Source organism: Enterobacter sp. MGH120 (assembly GCF_001037725.1).
Classification (GTDB): domain Bacteria; phylum Pseudomonadota; class Gammaproteobacteria; order Enterobacterales; family Enterobacteriaceae; genus Enterobacter; species Enterobacter hormaechei_C.
On the sequence record NZ_KQ089940.1, the window covers coordinates 3700197 to 3717084 of the forward strand.

Annotated in this window: 17 protein-coding genes; 15 read left to right on the forward strand and 2 right to left on the reverse strand. The window is 54.6% G+C overall.

Annotated elements, in window-relative coordinates:
• Window positions 1-112 precede the first annotated feature (112 nt).
• The 14 genes from leuS to lipA all read left to right on the forward strand — a co-directional run bounded on the left by leuS (window position 113) and on the right by lipA (window position 15069).
• The gene (gene leuS / locus SK54_RS17320; RefSeq protein WP_015571136.1) at window positions 113-2695 is read left to right on the forward strand and encodes a leucine--tRNA ligase; all 2583 of its coding nucleotides are present in this window, start codon (window positions 113-115) and stop codon (window positions 2693-2695) included.
• A 14-nt stretch (window positions 2696-2709) separates the two neighbouring features.
• Window positions 2710-3279, forward strand: coding sequence for an LPS assembly lipoprotein LptE (gene lptE, locus SK54_RS17325; protein ID WP_047727376.1), 570 nt, complete (start codon window positions 2710-2712; stop codon window positions 3277-3279).
• Entirely contained in the window at window positions 3279-4310 is a 1032-nt protein-coding gene (holA, locus tag SK54_RS17330; protein ID WP_032671314.1) for a DNA polymerase III subunit delta, read from the forward strand. The genes lptE and holA overlap by 1 nt, the downstream gene beginning before the upstream one ends.
• Window positions 4303-4968 (forward strand): nicotinate-nucleotide adenylyltransferase, encoded by a 666-nt coding sequence (gene nadD / locus SK54_RS17335; protein WP_003858694.1) that lies wholly within the window; start codon window positions 4303-4305, stop codon window positions 4966-4968. The genes holA and nadD overlap by 8 nt, the downstream gene beginning before the upstream one ends.
• Window positions 4969-5236: 268 nt before the next feature.
• Window positions 5237-5554 carry a ribosome silencing factor gene (gene rsfS, locus SK54_RS17340; protein WP_003858696.1) on the forward strand — a complete coding sequence of 106 codons (318 nt, stop codon included), beginning with the start codon at window positions 5237-5239 and terminating at the stop codon, window positions 5552-5554.
• A 3-nt stretch (window positions 5555-5557) separates the two neighbouring features.
• Window positions 5558-6025 carry a 23S rRNA (pseudouridine(1915)-N(3))-methyltransferase RlmH gene (gene rlmH, locus SK54_RS17345; RefSeq protein WP_003858701.1) on the forward strand — a complete coding sequence of 156 codons (468 nt, stop codon included), beginning with the start codon at window positions 5558-5560 and terminating at the stop codon, window positions 6023-6025.
• 28 nt (window positions 6026-6053) lie between these two features.
• The gene (gene mrdA / locus SK54_RS17350) at window positions 6054-7955 is read left to right on the forward strand and encodes a peptidoglycan DD-transpeptidase MrdA (protein WP_048247660.1); all 1902 of its coding nucleotides are present in this window, start codon (window positions 6054-6056) and stop codon (window positions 7953-7955) included.
• 2 nt (window positions 7956-7957) lie between these two features.
• Window positions 7958-9070, forward strand: coding sequence for a peptidoglycan glycosyltransferase MrdB (mrdB, locus tag SK54_RS17355; protein ID WP_015571139.1), 1113 nt, complete (start codon window positions 7958-7960; stop codon window positions 9068-9070).
• A 16-nt stretch (window positions 9071-9086) separates the two neighbouring features.
• Window positions 9087-10193: an endolytic peptidoglycan transglycosylase RlpA gene (gene rlpA / locus SK54_RS17360; RefSeq protein ID WP_023303295.1), complete on the forward strand. Its 1107-nt coding sequence runs from the start codon at window positions 9087-9089 to the stop codon at window positions 10191-10193.
• A gap of 139 nt (window positions 10194-10332) precedes the next feature.
• On the forward strand, window positions 10333-11544 hold the full coding sequence (gene dacA / locus SK54_RS17365; RefSeq protein WP_003858714.1) for a D-alanyl-D-alanine carboxypeptidase DacA: 1212 nt from the start codon (window positions 10333-10335) through the stop codon (window positions 11542-11544).
• 107 nt (window positions 11545-11651) lie between these two features.
• A complete protein-coding gene (gene ybeD, locus SK54_RS17370) occupies window positions 11652-11915 on the forward strand; it encodes a DUF493 family protein YbeD (protein ID WP_003858718.1) in 264 nt (87 codons plus the stop codon).
• A gap of 94 nt (window positions 11916-12009) precedes the next feature.
• Entirely contained in the window at window positions 12010-12651 is a 642-nt protein-coding gene (gene lipB, locus SK54_RS17375) for a lipoyl(octanoyl) transferase LipB (RefSeq protein WP_017382471.1), read from the forward strand.
• A gap of 291 nt (window positions 12652-12942) precedes the next feature.
• The gene (locus tag SK54_RS17380; protein ID WP_017694314.1) at window positions 12943-13896 is read left to right on the forward strand and encodes a YbeF family transcriptional regulator; all 954 of its coding nucleotides are present in this window, start codon (window positions 12943-12945) and stop codon (window positions 13894-13896) included.
• Between the two features lie 207 nt (window positions 13897-14103).
• Window positions 14104-15069: a lipoyl synthase gene (gene lipA, locus SK54_RS17385; protein WP_006809637.1), complete on the forward strand. Its 966-nt coding sequence runs from the start codon at window positions 14104-14106 to the stop codon at window positions 15067-15069.
• A gap of 80 nt (window positions 15070-15149) precedes the next feature.
• Here the strand turns inward: lipA and tatE are convergent, their stop codons facing one another.
• Complete coding sequence (gene tatE, locus SK54_RS17390) at window positions 15150-15353, reverse strand: twin-arginine translocase subunit TatE (protein ID WP_003858723.1); 204 nt, start codon at window positions 15351-15353, stop codon at window positions 15150-15152.
• 125 nt (window positions 15354-15478) lie between these two features.
• Window positions 15479-16267: a deaminated glutathione amidase gene (locus SK54_RS17395; protein ID WP_048247662.1), complete on the reverse strand. Its 789-nt coding sequence runs from the start codon at window positions 16265-16267 to the stop codon at window positions 15479-15481.
• A 67-nt stretch (window positions 16268-16334) separates the two neighbouring features.
• On the opposite strand from SK54_RS17395, the gene crcB reads away from it, so the two are divergent.
• Window positions 16335-16718 carry a fluoride efflux transporter CrcB gene (gene crcB, locus SK54_RS17400; protein WP_017382474.1) on the forward strand — a complete coding sequence of 128 codons (384 nt, stop codon included), beginning with the start codon at window positions 16335-16337 and terminating at the stop codon, window positions 16716-16718.
• Window positions 16719-16888: the final 170 nt, after the last annotated feature.

Here is a 16888-nt window from a genome sequence, read left to right on the forward strand (position 1 = left end):
TTGCGTGAAAGGCTGTTTTGACGCGGGCGTTTGGGCTATGCTATGCGGATCTGAATTACCACATCCATTGGCTACATTTGTAGCTGTATTGAACACAGGACCACTGGCTGCCATGCAAGAGCAATACCGCCCGGAAGAGATAGAATCAAAAGTCCAGCAACACTGGGACGAGAAGCGCACCTTTGAAGTAACCGAAGACGAGAGCAAAGAGAAGTATTACTGCCTGTCGATGCTTCCCTATCCTTCTGGTCGACTACACATGGGCCACGTGCGTAACTACACCATCGGTGACGTGATTGCGCGCTACCAGCGTATGCTGGGCAAAAACGTTCTTCAGCCTATCGGCTGGGATGCGTTCGGCCTGCCTGCTGAAGGCGCGGCGGTGAAAAACAACACGGCACCGGCTCCGTGGACGTACGACAACATTGCGTACATGAAAAACCAGCTGAAAATGCTGGGCTTTGGCTATGACTGGAGCCGCGAGCTGGCAACCTGTACCCCGGAATACTACCGCTGGGAGCAGAAATTCTTCACCGAGCTGTATAAAAAAGGCCTGGTGTACAAGAAGACCTCTGCCGTTAACTGGTGTCCGAATGACCAGACCGTTCTCGCGAACGAGCAGGTTATCGACGGCTGCTGCTGGCGCTGCGACACCAAAGTAGAGCGTAAAGAGATCCCACAGTGGTTTATCAAAATCACCGCCTACGCTGACGAACTGCTGAACGATCTGGATAATCTGGACCACTGGCCAGATACCGTTAAGACCATGCAGCGCAACTGGATCGGCCGTTCCGAAGGTGTGGAAATTACCTTCAACGTTGAGAACTACGACCAGACCCTGACCGTCTATACCACCCGTCCGGACACCTTCATGGGCGCGACCTACCTGGCCGTGGCCGCAGGTCACCCGCTGGCGCAGAAAGCGGCAGAAAACAATCCGGAACTGGCGACCTTCATCGACGAATGCCGCAATACTAAAGTGGCCGAAGCCGACATGGCGACGATGGAGAAAAAAGGCGTTGATACCGGCTTTAAAGCCATTCACCCGCTGACGGGCGAAGCGATCCCTGTCTGGGCAGCCAACTTCGTACTGATGGAATACGGCACAGGCGCAGTGATGGCCGTGCCGGGTCACGACCAGCGCGACTACGAATTTGCCACCAAATACGGCCTGACCATCAAGCCTGTTATTCTTGCCGCTGACGGCTCTGAGCCCGATCTCTCTGAGCAAGCGCTGACTGAAAAAGGCACCCTGTTTAACTCCGGTGAGTTCAGCGGCCTGAGCTTCGAAGAAGGCTTCAACGCCATCGCCGACAAGCTGGCCTCCCTGGGCGTGGGCGAGCGTAAAGTGAACTACCGTCTGCGCGACTGGGGCGTTTCCCGTCAGCGTTACTGGGGTGCGCCAATCCCAATGGTGACTCTGGAAGATGGCACCGTGATGCCAACGCCGGAAGATCAGCTGCCGGTGATCCTGCCGGAAGACGTGGTCATGGACGGCATCACCAGCCCGATCAAAGCCGATCCTGAGTGGGCGAAAACCACCGTCAACGGTCAGCCAGCGCTGCGTGAAACCGACACCTTCGACACCTTTATGGAATCCTCCTGGTACTATGCGCGCTACACCTGCCCGCAGTACAAAGAAGGCATGCTGGATTCCGATGCAGCAAACTACTGGCTGCCGGTAGACATCTACATCGGTGGCATTGAACACGCCATCATGCACCTGCTCTACTTCCGCTTCTTCCACAAACTGATGCGTGACGCAGGCCTCGTCAACTCCGACGAGCCGGCAAAACAGCTGCTGTGTCAGGGTATGGTGCTGGCAGATGCGTTCTACTACGTTGGCGCGAACGGCGAGCGTAACTGGGTTTCTCCGGTTGATGCGATTGTGGAGCGCGACGAGAAAGGCCGTATCGTGAAGGCGAAAGACGCCGAAGGTCATGAACTGGTGTATACCGGCATGAGCAAGATGTCCAAGTCGAAAAATAACGGTATCGACCCGCAGGTAATGGTTGAGCGTTACGGCGCTGACACCGTGCGTCTGTTCATGATGTTCGCCTCCCCGGCAGATATGACGCTGGAATGGCAGGAATCCGGCGTTGAAGGGGCAAACCGCTTCCTGAAACGCGTCTGGAAACTGGTGTACGAGCACACCTCTCAGGGTGATGCGCCTGCGCTGAACGTGGCTGCACTGAGCGAAGATCAGCAGGCGCTGCGTCGTGATGTTCATAAAACCATTGCGAAAGTCACCGATGATATTGGTCGTCGTCAGACCTTCAATACCGCAATTGCGGCTATTATGGAACTGATGAACAAGCTGGCGAAAGCCCCGCAGGACGGCGAGCAGGATCGCGCCTTAATGCGTGAAGCGCTGCTGGCGGTCGTTCGCATGCTGAACCCGTTCACGCCGCACGTTAGCTTCACCCTGTGGCAGGAGCTGAAAGGCGAAGGCGATATCGACAACGCGCCGTGGCCAGTGGCGGATGAATCCGCTATGGTGGAAAACACCACGCTGGTGGTGGTGCAGGTTAACGGTAAAGTGCGCGGTAAAATTACCGTCGCGGTCGACGCAACCGAAGAACAGGTTCGCGAGCGCGCAGGCCAGGAGCATCTGGTCGCGAAATACCTTGAGGGCGTTACCGTACGTAAAGTGATCTACGTACCTGGTAAACTGCTGAATCTGGTCGTTGGCTAAGCGCGGGAGGAAACGTGCGACAACTGGCAACAATACTCTTATCTCTGGCGGTGCTGGTCACCGCTGGCTGTGGCTGGCACCTGCGCAACACCACGGCAGTGCCTGCTCAGATGAAAACAATGATCTTCGACTCATCCGATCCGAACGGACCGCTGAGCCGGGCCATTCGTAACCAGCTGCGTTTGAACGATGTTGAGCTGATCGAGAAGGGAACCCTGCGTCAGGATGTTCCTTCGCTTCGCGTCCTGAAATCAACGCTGTCACAAGATACGGCCTCGATCTTCCAGGATGGGCGGACGGCGGAATATCAGATGGTGCTTACCGTTGATGCGGCCGTCTTGATGCCAGGTAAAGATATTTACCCTATCAATACCAAAGTCTACCGCTCGTTCTTCGATAACCCGCAGACGGCGCTGGCAAAAGACGCCGAACAGCAGATTATCATCAAGGAGATGTACGATAAGGCCGCGGAACAGCTGATCCGCAGACTGCCTGCCATTGCCGCGTCGACGAAAAAAGGCGCTGACGTCATCGAAACACCGGATGCCCGCACGCCGGATATGCCAACGTCTCTGGGTAACTGATGATCAGGTTGTATCCTGAACAACTCCGCGCGCAGCTCAACGAAGGGCTGCGCGCGGCCTATCTGCTACTCGGCAATGACCCCCTGTTACTTCAGGAAAGCCTTGATGCGGTTCGCCATGCGGCAGCCGCGCAGGGTTTCGATGAACATCATACGTTCCAGATCGATAACAGTACCGACTGGAACGCTATCTTCTCGCTTTGTCAGGCCATGAGCCTGTTTGCCTCTCGTCAGACAATCCAGATCCTGCTGCCGGAGAATGGTCCTAACGCTGCCATCAATGAACAGCTGGCTATGCTGGTGAGTTTGTTACACGGCGATCTGCTGCTTATCGTACGCGGCAACAAACTCACAAAAGCGCAGGAAAACGCGGCCTGGTTTACCCGGCTAGCCCCCAGTGCGGTGCTGGTCACCTGCCAGACGCCAGAGCAGGCGCATCTGCCAAAATGGGTTGCCGCGCGAGCAAAGCAGCACAATTTGCAGCTGGATGAGGCCGCCAGTCAGCTCCTGTGCTACTGCTACGAAGGCAACCTTCTGGCACTGGCGCAGGCGCTGGACAGGCTCGCCCTGCTGTGGCCCGATGGTAAGCTGACGCTGCCGCGCGTGGAACAGGCGGTGAATGATGCCGCGCACTTTACCCCCTTCCACTGGGTTGATGCGCTGCTGTCGGCGAAAAGTAAGCGTGCCCTGCACATCCTGCAACAGCTGCGCCTGGAAGGGAGTGAGCCGGTCATCCTGCTCCGTACGCTCCAGCGCGAATTACTGCTGCTGAACAACCTTAAACGCCAGTCAGCACACACGCCCCTGCGCGCCTTATTCGACAAACATCGCGTCTGGCAAAACCGTCGGGCGATGACCACGGAGGCGATAAACCGCCTGAGCCAGGAGCAGTTGCGTCAGGCAGTACAACTTCTGATGCGCGCCGAACTGACGTTAAAACAGGATTACGGCCAGTCTGTCTGGGCGGAGCTGGAGAGCCTCTCTTTGCTGCTCTGCCATAAGGCGCTGGCAGACGTATTTATCGATGGGTGATATGCATTCTTTACAGGCAATGTATGGCGGGACCTTCGACCCGGTACACTATGGGCATCTTAAGCCGGTAGAAATCCTCGCGAATTTGATTGGGTTGCAGCGGGTAATCATCATGCCCAACAATGTTCCGCCGCACCGTCCTCAGCCAGAAGCAACCAGCGAGCAGCGTAAAGCGATGCTCGCGCTGGCTATCGCCGATAAGCCTCTCTTCACGCTGGATGAGCGTGAACTGCGCAGGGATACCCCTTCCTGGACATCGCAAACGCTGCGGGAGTGGCGCGCTGAGCAAGGGCCCATGAAACCGCTGGCGTTTATTATCGGCCAGGATTCCTTGCTCAACTTTCCCAGCTGGTACCAGTACGAAACCATTCTGGAAAACAGTCATCTGCTGGTCTGCCGCCGTCCGGGCTACCCGCTGACCATGCGCGACGCACAGCATCAGCAGTGGCTTGACGCGCATCTGACGGACAATATAGAAGACCTGCACAGTCTCCCCGCCGGGAAAATTTATCTCGCTGAAACGCCGTGGTTTGATATTTCCGCAACCCTCATCCGCGAGCGTCTCCAGCAGGGTTTAGACTGTGACGATCTCCTCCCCTCGCCCGTGCTGGCCTATATCCACGCACACGGTCTGTATCAGAAAAGTACAGATGTCTGAGCATCGCCGGCGAAATTGTCCGTTAATGATTATCCTGCCTTGACAGGCTAAGCCATACTGATATCCTCCGCTGCCAGACTTTCCCGCCGATCGCTGCTTTACAGAAATTGTTTTACAAAAATGGCGATGCAATATCAGGCGGAGGGTGGGATGATACCCGCCTTCAAAAGCCGGGCGGTGACATTTGTCCCGCGACTGGCGTCAGTTCAGGTATACTGACTGACCACGAATTCATAGTTGTACAATCTCATTCACCCAGGGGGAAAACTTGCAGGGTAAAGCACTCCAGGATTTTGTTATCGACAAAATTGATGACCTGAAAGGTCAGGACATCATCGCTATCGACGTTAAGGGTAAATCCAGCATCACCGACTGCATGATCATCTGCACCGGGACCTCAACTCGTCACGTTGTTTCGATTGCTGACCATGTTGTTCAGGAATCGCGCGCGGCAGGGCTGCTTCCGCTGGGCGTTGAAGGTGAAGCGACCGCTGACTGGGTGGTTGTCGATCTCGGCGATGTGATTGTCCACGTCATGCAGGAAGAGAGCCGTCGCCTGTATGAGCTGGAAAAACTCTGGGGTTAATGCGTGAAGTTGCAACTGGTCGCCGTCGGCACCAAAATGCCGGACTGGGTACAAACCGGTTTTACTGAGTATCTGCGTCGTTTTCCAAAAGATATGCCGTTCGAACTGGTGGAGATCCCAGCAGGAAAGCGCGGCAAGAACGCAGATATCAAACGTATTCTCGATAAAGAGGGAGAACTGATGCTGGCTGCCGCAGGCAAAAACCGCATCGTGACCCTCGATATTCCGGGCAAACCCTGGGATACGCCGCAGCTGGCGCACGAACTGGAGCGCTGGAAGCAGGATGGTCGGGACGTCAGTCTGTTGATTGGCGGACCAGAGGGGTTATCTCCCGCCTGCAAAGCGGCAGCAGAACAAAGTTGGTCACTCTCGGCGCTGACGCTGCCCCACCCGCTTGTACGGGTTCTCGTGGCAGAAAGTTTGTATCGCGCATGGAGCATCACTACCAACCACCCTTATCACCGCGAGTAATGACTGACCAGGGTAATTTAAGCAGCGGATGAAACTACAGAATTCTTTTCGCGACTATACGGCTGAGTCCGCGCTGTTTGTGCGCCGGGCGCTGGTCGCCTTTACGGGGATTTTGCTGCTTACCGGCGTGCTGATCGCCAACCTCTATAATCTGCAAATTGTCCGCTATACCGATTACCAGACCCGCTCAAACGAAAACCGTATCAAGCTGGTGCCCATCGCGCCCAGCCGCGGCATTATCTACGATCGTAACGGCACGCCGCTGGCGCTTAATCGCACCATCTACCAGATAGAGATGATGCCCGAGAAAGTGGATAACGTGCAGGATACGCTGAACGCGCTGAGAAGCGTTGTCGACCTGACTGATGACGATATCGCTGCGTTCAAAAAAGAGCGCGCACGTTCTCACCGCTTCACCTCCATTCCGGTAAAAACCAACCTGACGGAAGTGCAGGTCGCCCGTTTTGCCGTTAACCAGTACCGTTTCCCCGGTGTGGAAGTCAAAGGCTATAAACGCCGCTACTATCCTTACGGCTCCGCGCTGACGCACGTCATTGGTTACGTCTCCAAAATCAACGATAAAGACGTCGAACGCCTTGATAAAGACGGCAAGCTGGCTAACTACGCCGCAACCCATGATATTGGCAAGCTGGGGATCGAACGTTATTACGAAGACGTGCTGCACGGTCAGACCGGGTATGAAGAGGTTGAAGTTAACAACCGTGGCCGCGTGATCCGTCAGCTGAAAGAGGTTCCCCCGCAGGCGGGGCATGACGTCTATCTGACGCTCGACCTGAAGCTACAGCAGTATATCGAGACGCTGCTGGCGGGTAGCCGTGCTGCGGTTATTGTGACCGACCCGCGTACCGGCGGCATTCTGGCGATGGTTTCGATGCCAAGCTACGATCCGAACCTGTTCGTGGATGGCATCTCCAGCAAGGATTACTCCGGCCTGCTCAACGATCCAAACACGCCGCTGGTGAATCGCGCGACGCAGGGGGTTTATCCTCCAGCTTCAACGGTTAAACCGTATGTCGCCGTGTCTGCGCTAAGCGCGGGCGTCATCACCCGCAATACCAGTCTGTTTGACCCCGGCTGGTGGCAGTTGCCTGGCTCTGAGAAACGCTACCGCGACTGGAAAAAATGGGGCCACGGCCATCTGAACGTGACCAAATCACTGGAGGAGTCGGCGGATACCTTCTTCTATCAGGTCGCCTACGACATGGGTATTGACCGTCTGTCTGAATGGATGAGCAAATTCGGCTACGGGCATTACACCGGTATAGATTTGGCTGAAGAGCGTTCCGGCAACATGCCAACCCGCGAATGGAAGCTGAAGCGCTTTAAAAAACCCTGGTATCAGGGTGACACCATTCCGGTAGGGATCGGCCAGGGCTACTGGACGGCAACGCCGCTGCAAATGAACAAGGCGATGATGATCCTCATTAACGATGGCGTTGTGAAAGTGCCGCACCTGCTGCAAAGCACCGTTCAAGACGGCAAAAAAGTGCCGTGGATACAGCCGCACGAGCCGCCGGTGGGTGACATTCATTCCGGCTACTGGGAAATCGCGAAAGACGGCATGTACGGTGTAGCCAACCGTCCTAACGGGACGGCGCACAAATATTTCGCCGGCGCACCGTATAAGGTTGCCGCGAAATCAGGTACGGCTCAGGTCTTCGGTCTGAAAGCGAATGAAACTTATAACGCACATAAAATTGCCGAACGTCTGCGTGACCACAAGCTCATGACGGCGTTTGCCCCTTATGATAACCCGCAGGTTGCGGTGGCGATGATTCTTGAGAACGGCGGCGCAGGCCCGGCGGTGGGTACCATCATGCGTCAAATCCTCGACCACATCATGCTGGGTGACAACAACACCGAACTGCCAGCTGAAAACCCGGCAGCCGCTGCGGCGGAGGACCAATAATCATGACGGATAATCCGAATAAAAAATCGCTGTGGGACAAGATCCACATCGACCCTGCCATGCTGCTGATCCTGCTGGCTCTGCTGGTCTATAGCGCCCTCGTTATCTGGAGCGCCAGCGGCCAGGATATCGGCATGATGGAGCGTAAAATCGGCCAGATCGCCATGGGTCTGGTCATTATGGTGGTGATGGCGCAAATACCGCCGCGCGTGTACGAGGGCTGGGCGCCCTATCTCTATATTTTCTGTATTATTTTGTTGGTGGCAGTAGATGCTTTCGGTGCCATCTCGAAGGGGGCGCAACGCTGGCTGGATCTGGGGATTGTCCGCTTCCAGCCGTCGGAAATCGCCAAAATCGCCGTCCCGCTGATGGTGGCGCGCTTTATTAACCGCGACGTCTGCCCGCCGTCGTTGAAAAATACCGCCATTGCGCTGGTGCTGATTTTCCTGCCGACGCTGCTCGTGGCCGCACAGCCGGACCTCGGTACTTCAATTCTTATCGCCCTCTCCGGCCTGTTCGTCCTGTTCCTGTCCGGCCTGAGCTGGCGTCTGATTGGTATCGCCGTGGTGCTGGTTGCCGCGTTTATCCCCATCCTCTGGTTCTTCCTGATGCATGATTACCAGCGTCAGCGCGTTATGATGCTGCTCGATCCCGAGACCGATCCGCTGGGCGCAGGCTATCATATTATTCAGTCGAAGATTGCGATTGGCTCCGGAGGCCTGCGTGGTAAAGGCTGGCTGCACGGTACGCAGTCGCAGCTCGAATTTTTACCGGAACGCCACACCGACTTTATCTTTGCCGTTCTGGCTGAGGAGTTAGGGCTGGTTGGCATCCTGGTGCTGCTTGCACTCTACGTGCTGCTGATCATGCGAGGTTTGTGGATCGCCGCGCGCGCGCAAACCACCTTTGGTCGCGTGATGGCAGGCGGATTAATGTTGATTTTGTTCGTTTATGTCTTCGTAAATATTGGTATGGTGAGTGGTATTCTGCCGGTTGTTGGCGTACCGCTGCCGCTGGTGAGTTATGGGGGCTCGGCACTGATCGTGTTGATGGCCGGGTTTGGTATCGTCATGTCGATCCATACCCACAGGAAAATGTTGTCCAAAAGCGTATAAAAATAAGGGGATCGCAATGCGTAAGCAGTGGCTGGGGATCTGCATCGCAGCAAGTTTACTTGCCGCCTGTACAAGTGATGATGGTCAGCAACAGGCAACCGTCGCGCCGCCGCAGCCTGCGGTCTGTAATGGCCCGATTGTTGAGATTAGCGGTGCCGATCCCGTTTATGAACCGCTGAACGCCAGCGTGAATCAGGATTATCAGCGCGACGGTAAAAGCTATAAAATCGTTCAGGATCCTTCCCGTTTCAGCCAGGCTGGCTTTGCTGCCATCTATGATGCTGAGCCCGGCAGCAATCTGACCGCGTCGGGTGAAACCTTCGATCCGATGCAGATCACGGCGGCACACCCGACGTTGCCTGTCCCGAGCTATGCACGCATCACTAACCTGGCGAATGGCCGAATGATCGTGGTGCGTATCAACGATCGCGGTCCTTACGGCACCGATCGCGTGATCTCCCTGTCCCGCGCGGCTGCCGACCGTCTGAACACCTCAAACAATACTAAAGTGCGTATCGACCCGATTATCGTGGCGCAGGATGGTTCACTGTCTGGCCCGGGCACGGCCTGTACCACGGTCGCGAAACAGACCTATGCCCTGCCCGCTCGCCCGGATCTGAGCGGTGGTATGGGGGGCGCTTCAACGCCGGCAGAGCCCGCACAGCCGCAGGGTGAAGTGCGCGCTATCAGCAACGATACGCTGCAAAGTGAAGACGCGACAGGCGCCCCGGTGAAAAGCAGTGGTTTCCTTGGCGCACCCACCACGTTAGCGCCGGGCGTGATTGAATCAAATGAACCTGCCCCAGCGCCTGCGCCCGTCGCTGCTGCACCCGCTACACAACCCGCCCCGGTGACCGCGCCTGCTGCTACGCAGACTGCGGCGCCTGCGACGGCGAGCGGCAGCTACGTGGTTCAGGTTGGCGCCGTCAGCGATCGGACCCGTGCAGAGCAATATCAGCAGCGTTTAAGCAAGCAGTTTGGCGTGCCAGGCCGCGTTGAGCAAAACGGTGCGGTATGGCGTATCCAGATGGGTCCGTTTGCCAGCAAATCGCAGGCAGCGTCCCTGCAACAGCGTTTGCAGAGCGAGGCGCAGCTCCAGTCGTTTATCGCTGTTGCAAAATAATTATTCGGTGGTATCCGAAATGTCAGTTTGTGTAAAGCACGTTAACACTCTCATGATGAAAGTCGGATGCCTGCCCGTATAGCATTTGCTATAGTAAGGCACTTTTTTTAATTCCATCACGGATGTCGTAGTTCTGACCATGAAGACCACTTTTTCTGCTCGTTTTGTGCAGCGCATGGCGCTGACCACGGCCCTTTGCGCTGCTGCGTTCTCCGCAGCTCACGCGGACGACCTGAACATCAAGACCATGATCCCTGGCGTTCCGCAGATCGACGCGGAATCCTACATCCTGATTGATTACAACTCCGGCAAAGTTCTGGCAGAACAGAACGCCGATGCCCGCCGCGATCCGGCCAGCCTGACCAAAATGATGACCAGCTATGTTATCGGCCAGGCCATGAAAGCAGGCAAATTCAAAGAAACCGACCTGGTGACCATCGGTAATGATGCGTGGGCAACCGGCAACCCGGTGTTCAAAGGTTCATCGCTGATGTTCCTGAAGCCAGGCATGCAGGTTCCGGTCTCTCAGCTTATCCGTGGCATCAACTTGCAGTCCGGTAACGACGCCTGCGTGGCCATGGCCGATTTTGCAGCGGGCAGCCAGGACGCGTTTGTGGGCCTGATGAACAGCTACGTCTCCGCCCTGGGCCTGAAAAACAGCCACTTCCAGACCGTTCACGGCCTGGACGCCGAGGGTCAGTACAGCTCCGCGCGTGACATGGCGCTGATCGGTCAGGCGCTGATCCGCGATGTGCCAAACGAGTACTCTATCTACAAAGAGAAAGAGTTCACCTTCAACGGCATTCGTCAGACCAACCGTAACGGCCTGCTGTGGGACAACAGCCTGAACGTCGACGGCATCAAAACTGGCCACACCGATAAAGCCGGCTATAACCTGGTGGCCTCCGCCACTGAAGGCCAGATGCGTCTGATCTCTGCCGTGATGGGGGGACGTACGTTTAAAGGTCGCGAAACGGAAAGCAAAAAACTGCTGACCTGGGGCTTCCGCTTCTTCGAAACCGTGAACCCGCTGAAAGCCGGTAAAGAATTTGCCTCTGAACCTGTCTGGTTTGGCGATAACGACCGCGCTTCCCTGGGCGTGGACAAAGATCTCTATCTGACGATCCCACGCGGTCGTATGAAAGATCTGAAAGCCAGCTACGTGCTGAATACCACCGAGCTGCACGCCCCGCTGCAAAAGAATCAGGTCGTGGGTACTATCAACTTCCAGCTGGATGGCAAAACCATCGATCAGCGCCCGCTGGTGGTGCTGGAGGAAATTCCTGAAGGCAATTTCTTCGGCAAAATCATTGATTACATTAAGCTGATGTTCCATCACTGGTTTGGTTAAAAATTGAACACTTGAAAGTGTGATTTTGATCCCCATATACTACGTATCAGTAAAACTCCCGCCCCGTGGCGGGAGTTATTATTTTTTACACACACGCCGGAGCTGACATGAAAACCAAACTTAACGAACTGCTTGAATTCCCTACCCCTTTTACTTACAAAGTAATGGGTCTGGCGAAACCTGAGCTGGTTGATCAGGTGGTTGAAGTGGTACAGCGCCATGCGCCGGGCGACTACTCTCCATCAGTCAAACCGAGCAGCAAAGGTAACTACCACTCGGTCTCAATCACCATCACTGCGACACACATTGAGCAGGTTGAGACGCTGTACGAAGAGCTCGGCAATATCGAAATTGTTCGTATGGTGCTGTAGTCCCTCAGCGGTTACCCGGTTTGCCGGGTAACCCACTTCCCCGCTGTGATATACTCCCCGTTACCTATTCTCCCTTGTCTTCGGAGACGTCCTTTTGTACCAGGATAAAATTCTTGTCCGCCATCTTGGGCTACAGCCTTACGAGCCAGTCTCTCAGGCTATGCATGACTTTACCGATATGCGCGATGACACCACCCCTGATGAAATCTGGCTGGTTGAACACTTGCCGGTGTTTACTCAAGGCCAGGCAGGAAAAGCCGAACATTTATTGATGACGGGTGATATCCCGGTGATCCAGAGCGATCGCGGTGGACAGGTAACCTACCACGGCCCGGGCCAGCAGGTCATGTATGTCCTGCTTAACCTGAAACGCAGAAAGCTGGGCGTGCGTGAGCTCGTGACCTTACTGGAACAAACCGTGGTGAACACGCTCGCTGAGTACGGTATCGATGCTCACCCTCGCGCCGATGCCCCGGGCGTCTACGTGGGAGAGATGAAGATCTGTTCGCTGGGGCTGCGCATCCGTAAAGGCTGCTCGTTCCACGGGCTGGCGCTGAATATCAATATGGATCTGACTCCTTTCCAGCGCATCAACCCATGCGGGTATGCCGGTATGGAAATGACGCAAATGCGCCAGTGGGTCGATACCGCCACCCCTGAGAATATCCGCCCCGTGCTTCTGAAGAAGTTTTTAGCGCTGCTTAACAATCCTGACTACGAATATATTGCTGCTTAACACACTTCCGGCAGTGGTTCGGTTATTTGACCAGCCACTGCTTAATTGCCGCATTTACGCTTTACAATAAACCGCATATTCTATATTTTCGAGTCGCCCATATATTAGCGTCCCATATTAATTAGAACCTTAATAGTACCATCACCGGGTATCGTGTAACGTGCGTGATAATCACCCAACTGCTTGTTTTCGATAAACAAGGGAAACTTACGAAACACTTTACGAATCTCTGCAAGCATAATAAATAAATTCAACTATCATTCATATTGTGAATGGATACGGAGTAAGAGCGTGGAGCCTACTAATTTACCAGCCAAACGCCTGAATGAAACCAGCGGCGAAGATAAGCCGCAAATTTTCCGGACTTTACGTAATATTGATCTCAATTTATTGACTATTTTTGAGGCGGTATATGTCCACAAAGGTATCGTTAATGCTGCGAAAATTCTTAATCTCACGCCCTCTGCTATTAGCCAGTCAATTCAAAAATTGCGCGCGATATTTCCCGATCCCTTATTTATTCGTAAAGGCCAGGGCGTAACCCCCACCGCGTACGCCACCCATCTGCATGAGTACATCAGCCAGGGTCTTGAATCGATTCTGGGCGCGCTGGATCTCACCGGCAGTTACGATAAGCAACGAACCATCACCATAGGCACCTCTCCCTCTGTGGGCGTTCTGGTCATGCCCGCTATTTACCAGGCTGTTAAACAGCATGCGCCACAGCTGCTGATCCGCAACGTGCCCGTTAACGATCCGGAAACTCAGCTGGCACAATTCCAGACGGACTTGATCATCGACAGCAACAGCTTCGCGGCCAGGGCATTAGGACATAACGTTCTCTATACCGACTCTCTGGCGCTCGTGTGTCGTCAGAATCATCCTGCATTGGGCGCAGCTTTGACGCCTGAAAATTTGCGTCATTACGAACATGCAACCTTTATGTCCGAGGGACAGGGTCCGGATCCGCTGCGCCAGCGTATTGACGAACTGTTCCCGGACCGTCTGATCAGCTTCAGCAGTTACAATATGTTTACCCTCGCGGCCCTGATTGGCAGCAGCGATTTGCTCTGTATTATGCCTGTGCGTCTCTTCACTCTGCTTCAAAAGTGCTGGCCGCTGGAGAGCATTCCATTGAGTCAACTTACGACGGAATCTGTTGAAATCTCACTGCATTACAACAAGCTAAGCCTGCGCGATCCGGTGCTGGAAAACGTCATTAACGTGATCCGCCAGGCGTTCTGATCCCGCCTTTCAGCACAAGCCCCTGCCGCAAGCGGGGCAAAAGGCACAAAACAACAACTATTTTACAAATTGGCGACCTGGCAGGCTGCTTTATCGCCCCTTTAAATGATATACTGCCTGTCGTTCGTTCAAAAATAGTTGATAATTACAACATTCCCTTGAATTGAAACGCTTTCCTTCGATATTCGCAACTGGAACACGCACGCTATGAGTAAACCCATTGTGATGGAACGCGGTGTTAAATACCGCGATGCCGATAAAATGGCCCTTATCCCGGTTAAAAACGTGGCTACAGAGCGCGAGGCGCTGTTAAGAAAACCGGAATGGATGAAAATCAAACTTCCGGCCGACTCTTCGCGTATCCAGGGGATCAAAGCGGCGATGCGCAAAAATGGCCTTCACTCTGTCTGTGAAGAGGCCTCCTGCCCTAACCTTGCTGAATGTTTCAATCACGGTACCGCAACATTTATGATTCTGGGTGCCATCTGCACCCGGCGCTGTCCGTTCTGTGACGTTGCCCATGGCCGTCCTGTTGCGCCTGACGCAAACGAACCGCAAAAACTGGCGCAGACGATTGCCGATATGGCGCTGCGTTATGTTGTTATCACCTCCGTTGACCGTGACGATCTGCGCGATGGCGGTGCTCAGCATTTTGCTGACTGTATTACCGCCATCCGCGAAAAAAGCCCGAACATTAAGATTGAGACGCTGGTGCCGGACTTCCGTGGCCGTATGGATCGCGCGCTCGATATCCTGACCGCGACGCCACCAGACGTATTCAACCACAACCTGGAGAACGTACCGCGTATCTACCGTCAGGTACGTCCCGGTGCAGACTACAACTGGTCGCTGAAGCTGCTGGAGCGCTTTAAAGAAGCCCATCCGCATATTCCAACCAAGTCCGGCCTGATGGTCGGCCTGGGTGAAACCAACGCTGAGATCATTGAAGTGATGCGCGATCTGCGCCGCCACGGCGTCACCATGCTGACGCTGGGCCAGTACCTCCAGCCAAGCCGTCACCACCTGCCTGTACAGCGTTACGTGAGCCCGGATGAGTTCGATGAAATGAAAGCCGAAGCGATGGCGATGGGCTTTACCCATGCCGCGTGCGGTCCGTTTGTTCGCTCCTCTTATCACGCCGATATGCAGGCGAAGGGCGAAGAAGTGAAATAAAGCTGTAAAATTTATTTACAGTAAAACAAAAAACCGGCCTCGTGAGCCGGTTTTTTTATGCAAGCCTTGCAGCATTGCCATTACTCTTTGTGTGAAAGCTTCTGTGCAGTGATGTCATCTTCGGCGCTTTTCTTTGCTGCCGCGTCGTCATCGTTCATTGCTTTCTTAAAGCCCTTAATGGCAGCACCCAGGTCTCCACCCAGCGTGCGTAACTTCTTGGTACCGAACAGCAGGACGACCAGTGCGGCAACCACCAGCAGTTTGGTAATACTAATCTCACCCATAAATACCTTCTTTACATGAAACAGGCTGCATTCCGCCAAAAAACCTGAACGTATTAACGGTCATTTGGCGCGTGCACACAATAGCAATCTGTAACAAGGTGAATCAAGCATTGTTGAAAAAAACATCACATTAATTGCGGTGGCGCAAACCTGCGGTTGCGCAGAACAGGTAATTGCTGACGCGCAAGCGCTATTCGGGCGGAAATTATCTCCGTCAGCAATAACGCAGGCGTCTCCGCTGCTGCCGCAACCGTCACCCCCAGCGGATCGACAACCCTGCTCTGCCCGATATTTTTGTTACCACATTCACCCGCGGCTACCACGTAACAGGTGGTATCCAGCGCACGTGCTGCCAGCAGCGTCGCCCAGTGATGCTCCTTAAGCGTTCCTTTGACCCACGCGGCGGGCAGAACCAGCACCTCGGCCCCCTGCAATGCCAGGTTCAGCGCCAGCTCGGGAAAACGGATATCGTAGCAGGTCATCAGGCCAATCTTAAAACCCTCGACCTCAATCAGCGGCGGAATTACACTCCCCGGATCGACCAGGCGCGACTCCTGAACGCTGAACGCATCATACAGATGAAGTTTGGCGTAGCTCGCGACGATGGCACCCTCACGTATCGCCACCAGCGTGTTTACCGCGCGCCCCGGCGAGGACGGAATATGGACCGTCAAGATGGTGGTGAGCGTGTTGCCAACGCTTTCGGCCAGCAGTCGTTTCAGAAACGCCCCTTCCAGCGTTTGCGCAGACTTTACCGACAGGTCTGGATCGCCATCATCACGGGCCAGTAACGCCTCGGGAAGTACCAGCAACGACGCCCCCTTTTGCTTCGCCTGATGCATCAGGGAGACGCATTTTTCCGCGTTTTCATTCCAGTCCGGCGTCACCGCGAACTGCCCTACTGCAACATACATAATTGTCTCCCGGTTAAAAACAGCGTTACACTCGACGCACTTACACAGCAAATAGCAGGTATTGACAGTGTTACAACTACTTATAGCCGTTTTTATTGGTGGAGGCACGGGTAGCGTTGCGCGGTGGCTCTTAAGCATGCGGTTTAACCCCCTGCATCAGGCCATTCCGATGGGGACACTGGCGGCAAATCTGATCGGGGCGTTTATTATTGGGATGGGGCTGGCCTGGTTTAATCGCATGACCAACATCGACCCTATGTGGAAGGTTCTGATTACAACTGGTTTCTGCGGCGGCTTAACAACGTTTTCTACCTTCTCTGCGGAGGTGGTCTTTCTGTTTCAGGAAGGCCGGATGGGCTGGGCGCTGACCAACATTGCCGTTAACATGCTTGGCTCGTTTGCGATGACTGCGATCGCATTCTGGTTATTTTCCTCCGCCAGCGGACATTAAGCGCGGCAACCTTAATGTTGGCTTAATTTTTCTCTGTCACTCTTGGCTCAATATTGAACGAGGGTGATAGCATGAAAGAAACTCTGTCAGGCGTGGGTATGGTATTGCTAAGCGTCGCGATTGTCGCCAGCTTCCTGAAGATCTATCTTATTGGTTGATTCAGAACGAAA

Excerpts from the sequence above, each read along its gene's own strand:
- lipA (WP_006809637.1), top strand. The coding sequence starts at position 14,104 with ATGAGTAAACCCATTGTGATGGAACGCGGTGTTAAATACCGCGATGCC.
- rlpA (WP_023303295.1), top strand. The coding sequence starts at position 9,087 with ATGCGTAAGCAGTGGCTGGGGATCTGCATCGCAGCAAGTTTACTTGCC.
- holA (WP_032671314.1), top strand. The coding sequence starts at position 3,279 with ATGATCAGGTTGTATCCTGAACAACTCCGCGCGCAGCTCAACGAAGGG.
- SK54_RS17395 (WP_048247662.1), bottom strand. The coding sequence starts at position 16,267 with ATGTATGTTGCAGTAGGGCAGTTCGCGGTGACGCCGGACTGGAATGAA.
- mrdA (WP_048247660.1), top strand. The coding sequence starts at position 6,054 with ATGAAACTACAGAATTCTTTTCGCGACTATACGGCTGAGTCCGCGCTG.
- leuS (WP_015571136.1), top strand. The coding sequence starts at position 113 with ATGCAAGAGCAATACCGCCCGGAAGAGATAGAATCAAAAGTCCAGCAA.
- ybeD (WP_003858718.1), top strand. The coding sequence starts at position 11,652 with ATGAAAACCAAACTTAACGAACTGCTTGAATTCCCTACCCCTTTTACT.
- tatE (WP_003858723.1), bottom strand. The coding sequence starts at position 15,353 with ATGGGTGAGATTAGTATTACCAAACTGCTGGTGGTTGCCGCACTGGTC.
- dacA (WP_003858714.1), top strand. The coding sequence starts at position 10,333 with ATGAAGACCACTTTTTCTGCTCGTTTTGTGCAGCGCATGGCGCTGACC.
- nadD (WP_003858694.1), top strand. The coding sequence starts at position 4,303 with ATGGGTGATATGCATTCTTTACAGGCAATGTATGGCGGGACCTTCGAC.
- mrdB (WP_015571139.1), top strand. The coding sequence starts at position 7,958 with ATGACGGATAATCCGAATAAAAAATCGCTGTGGGACAAGATCCACATC.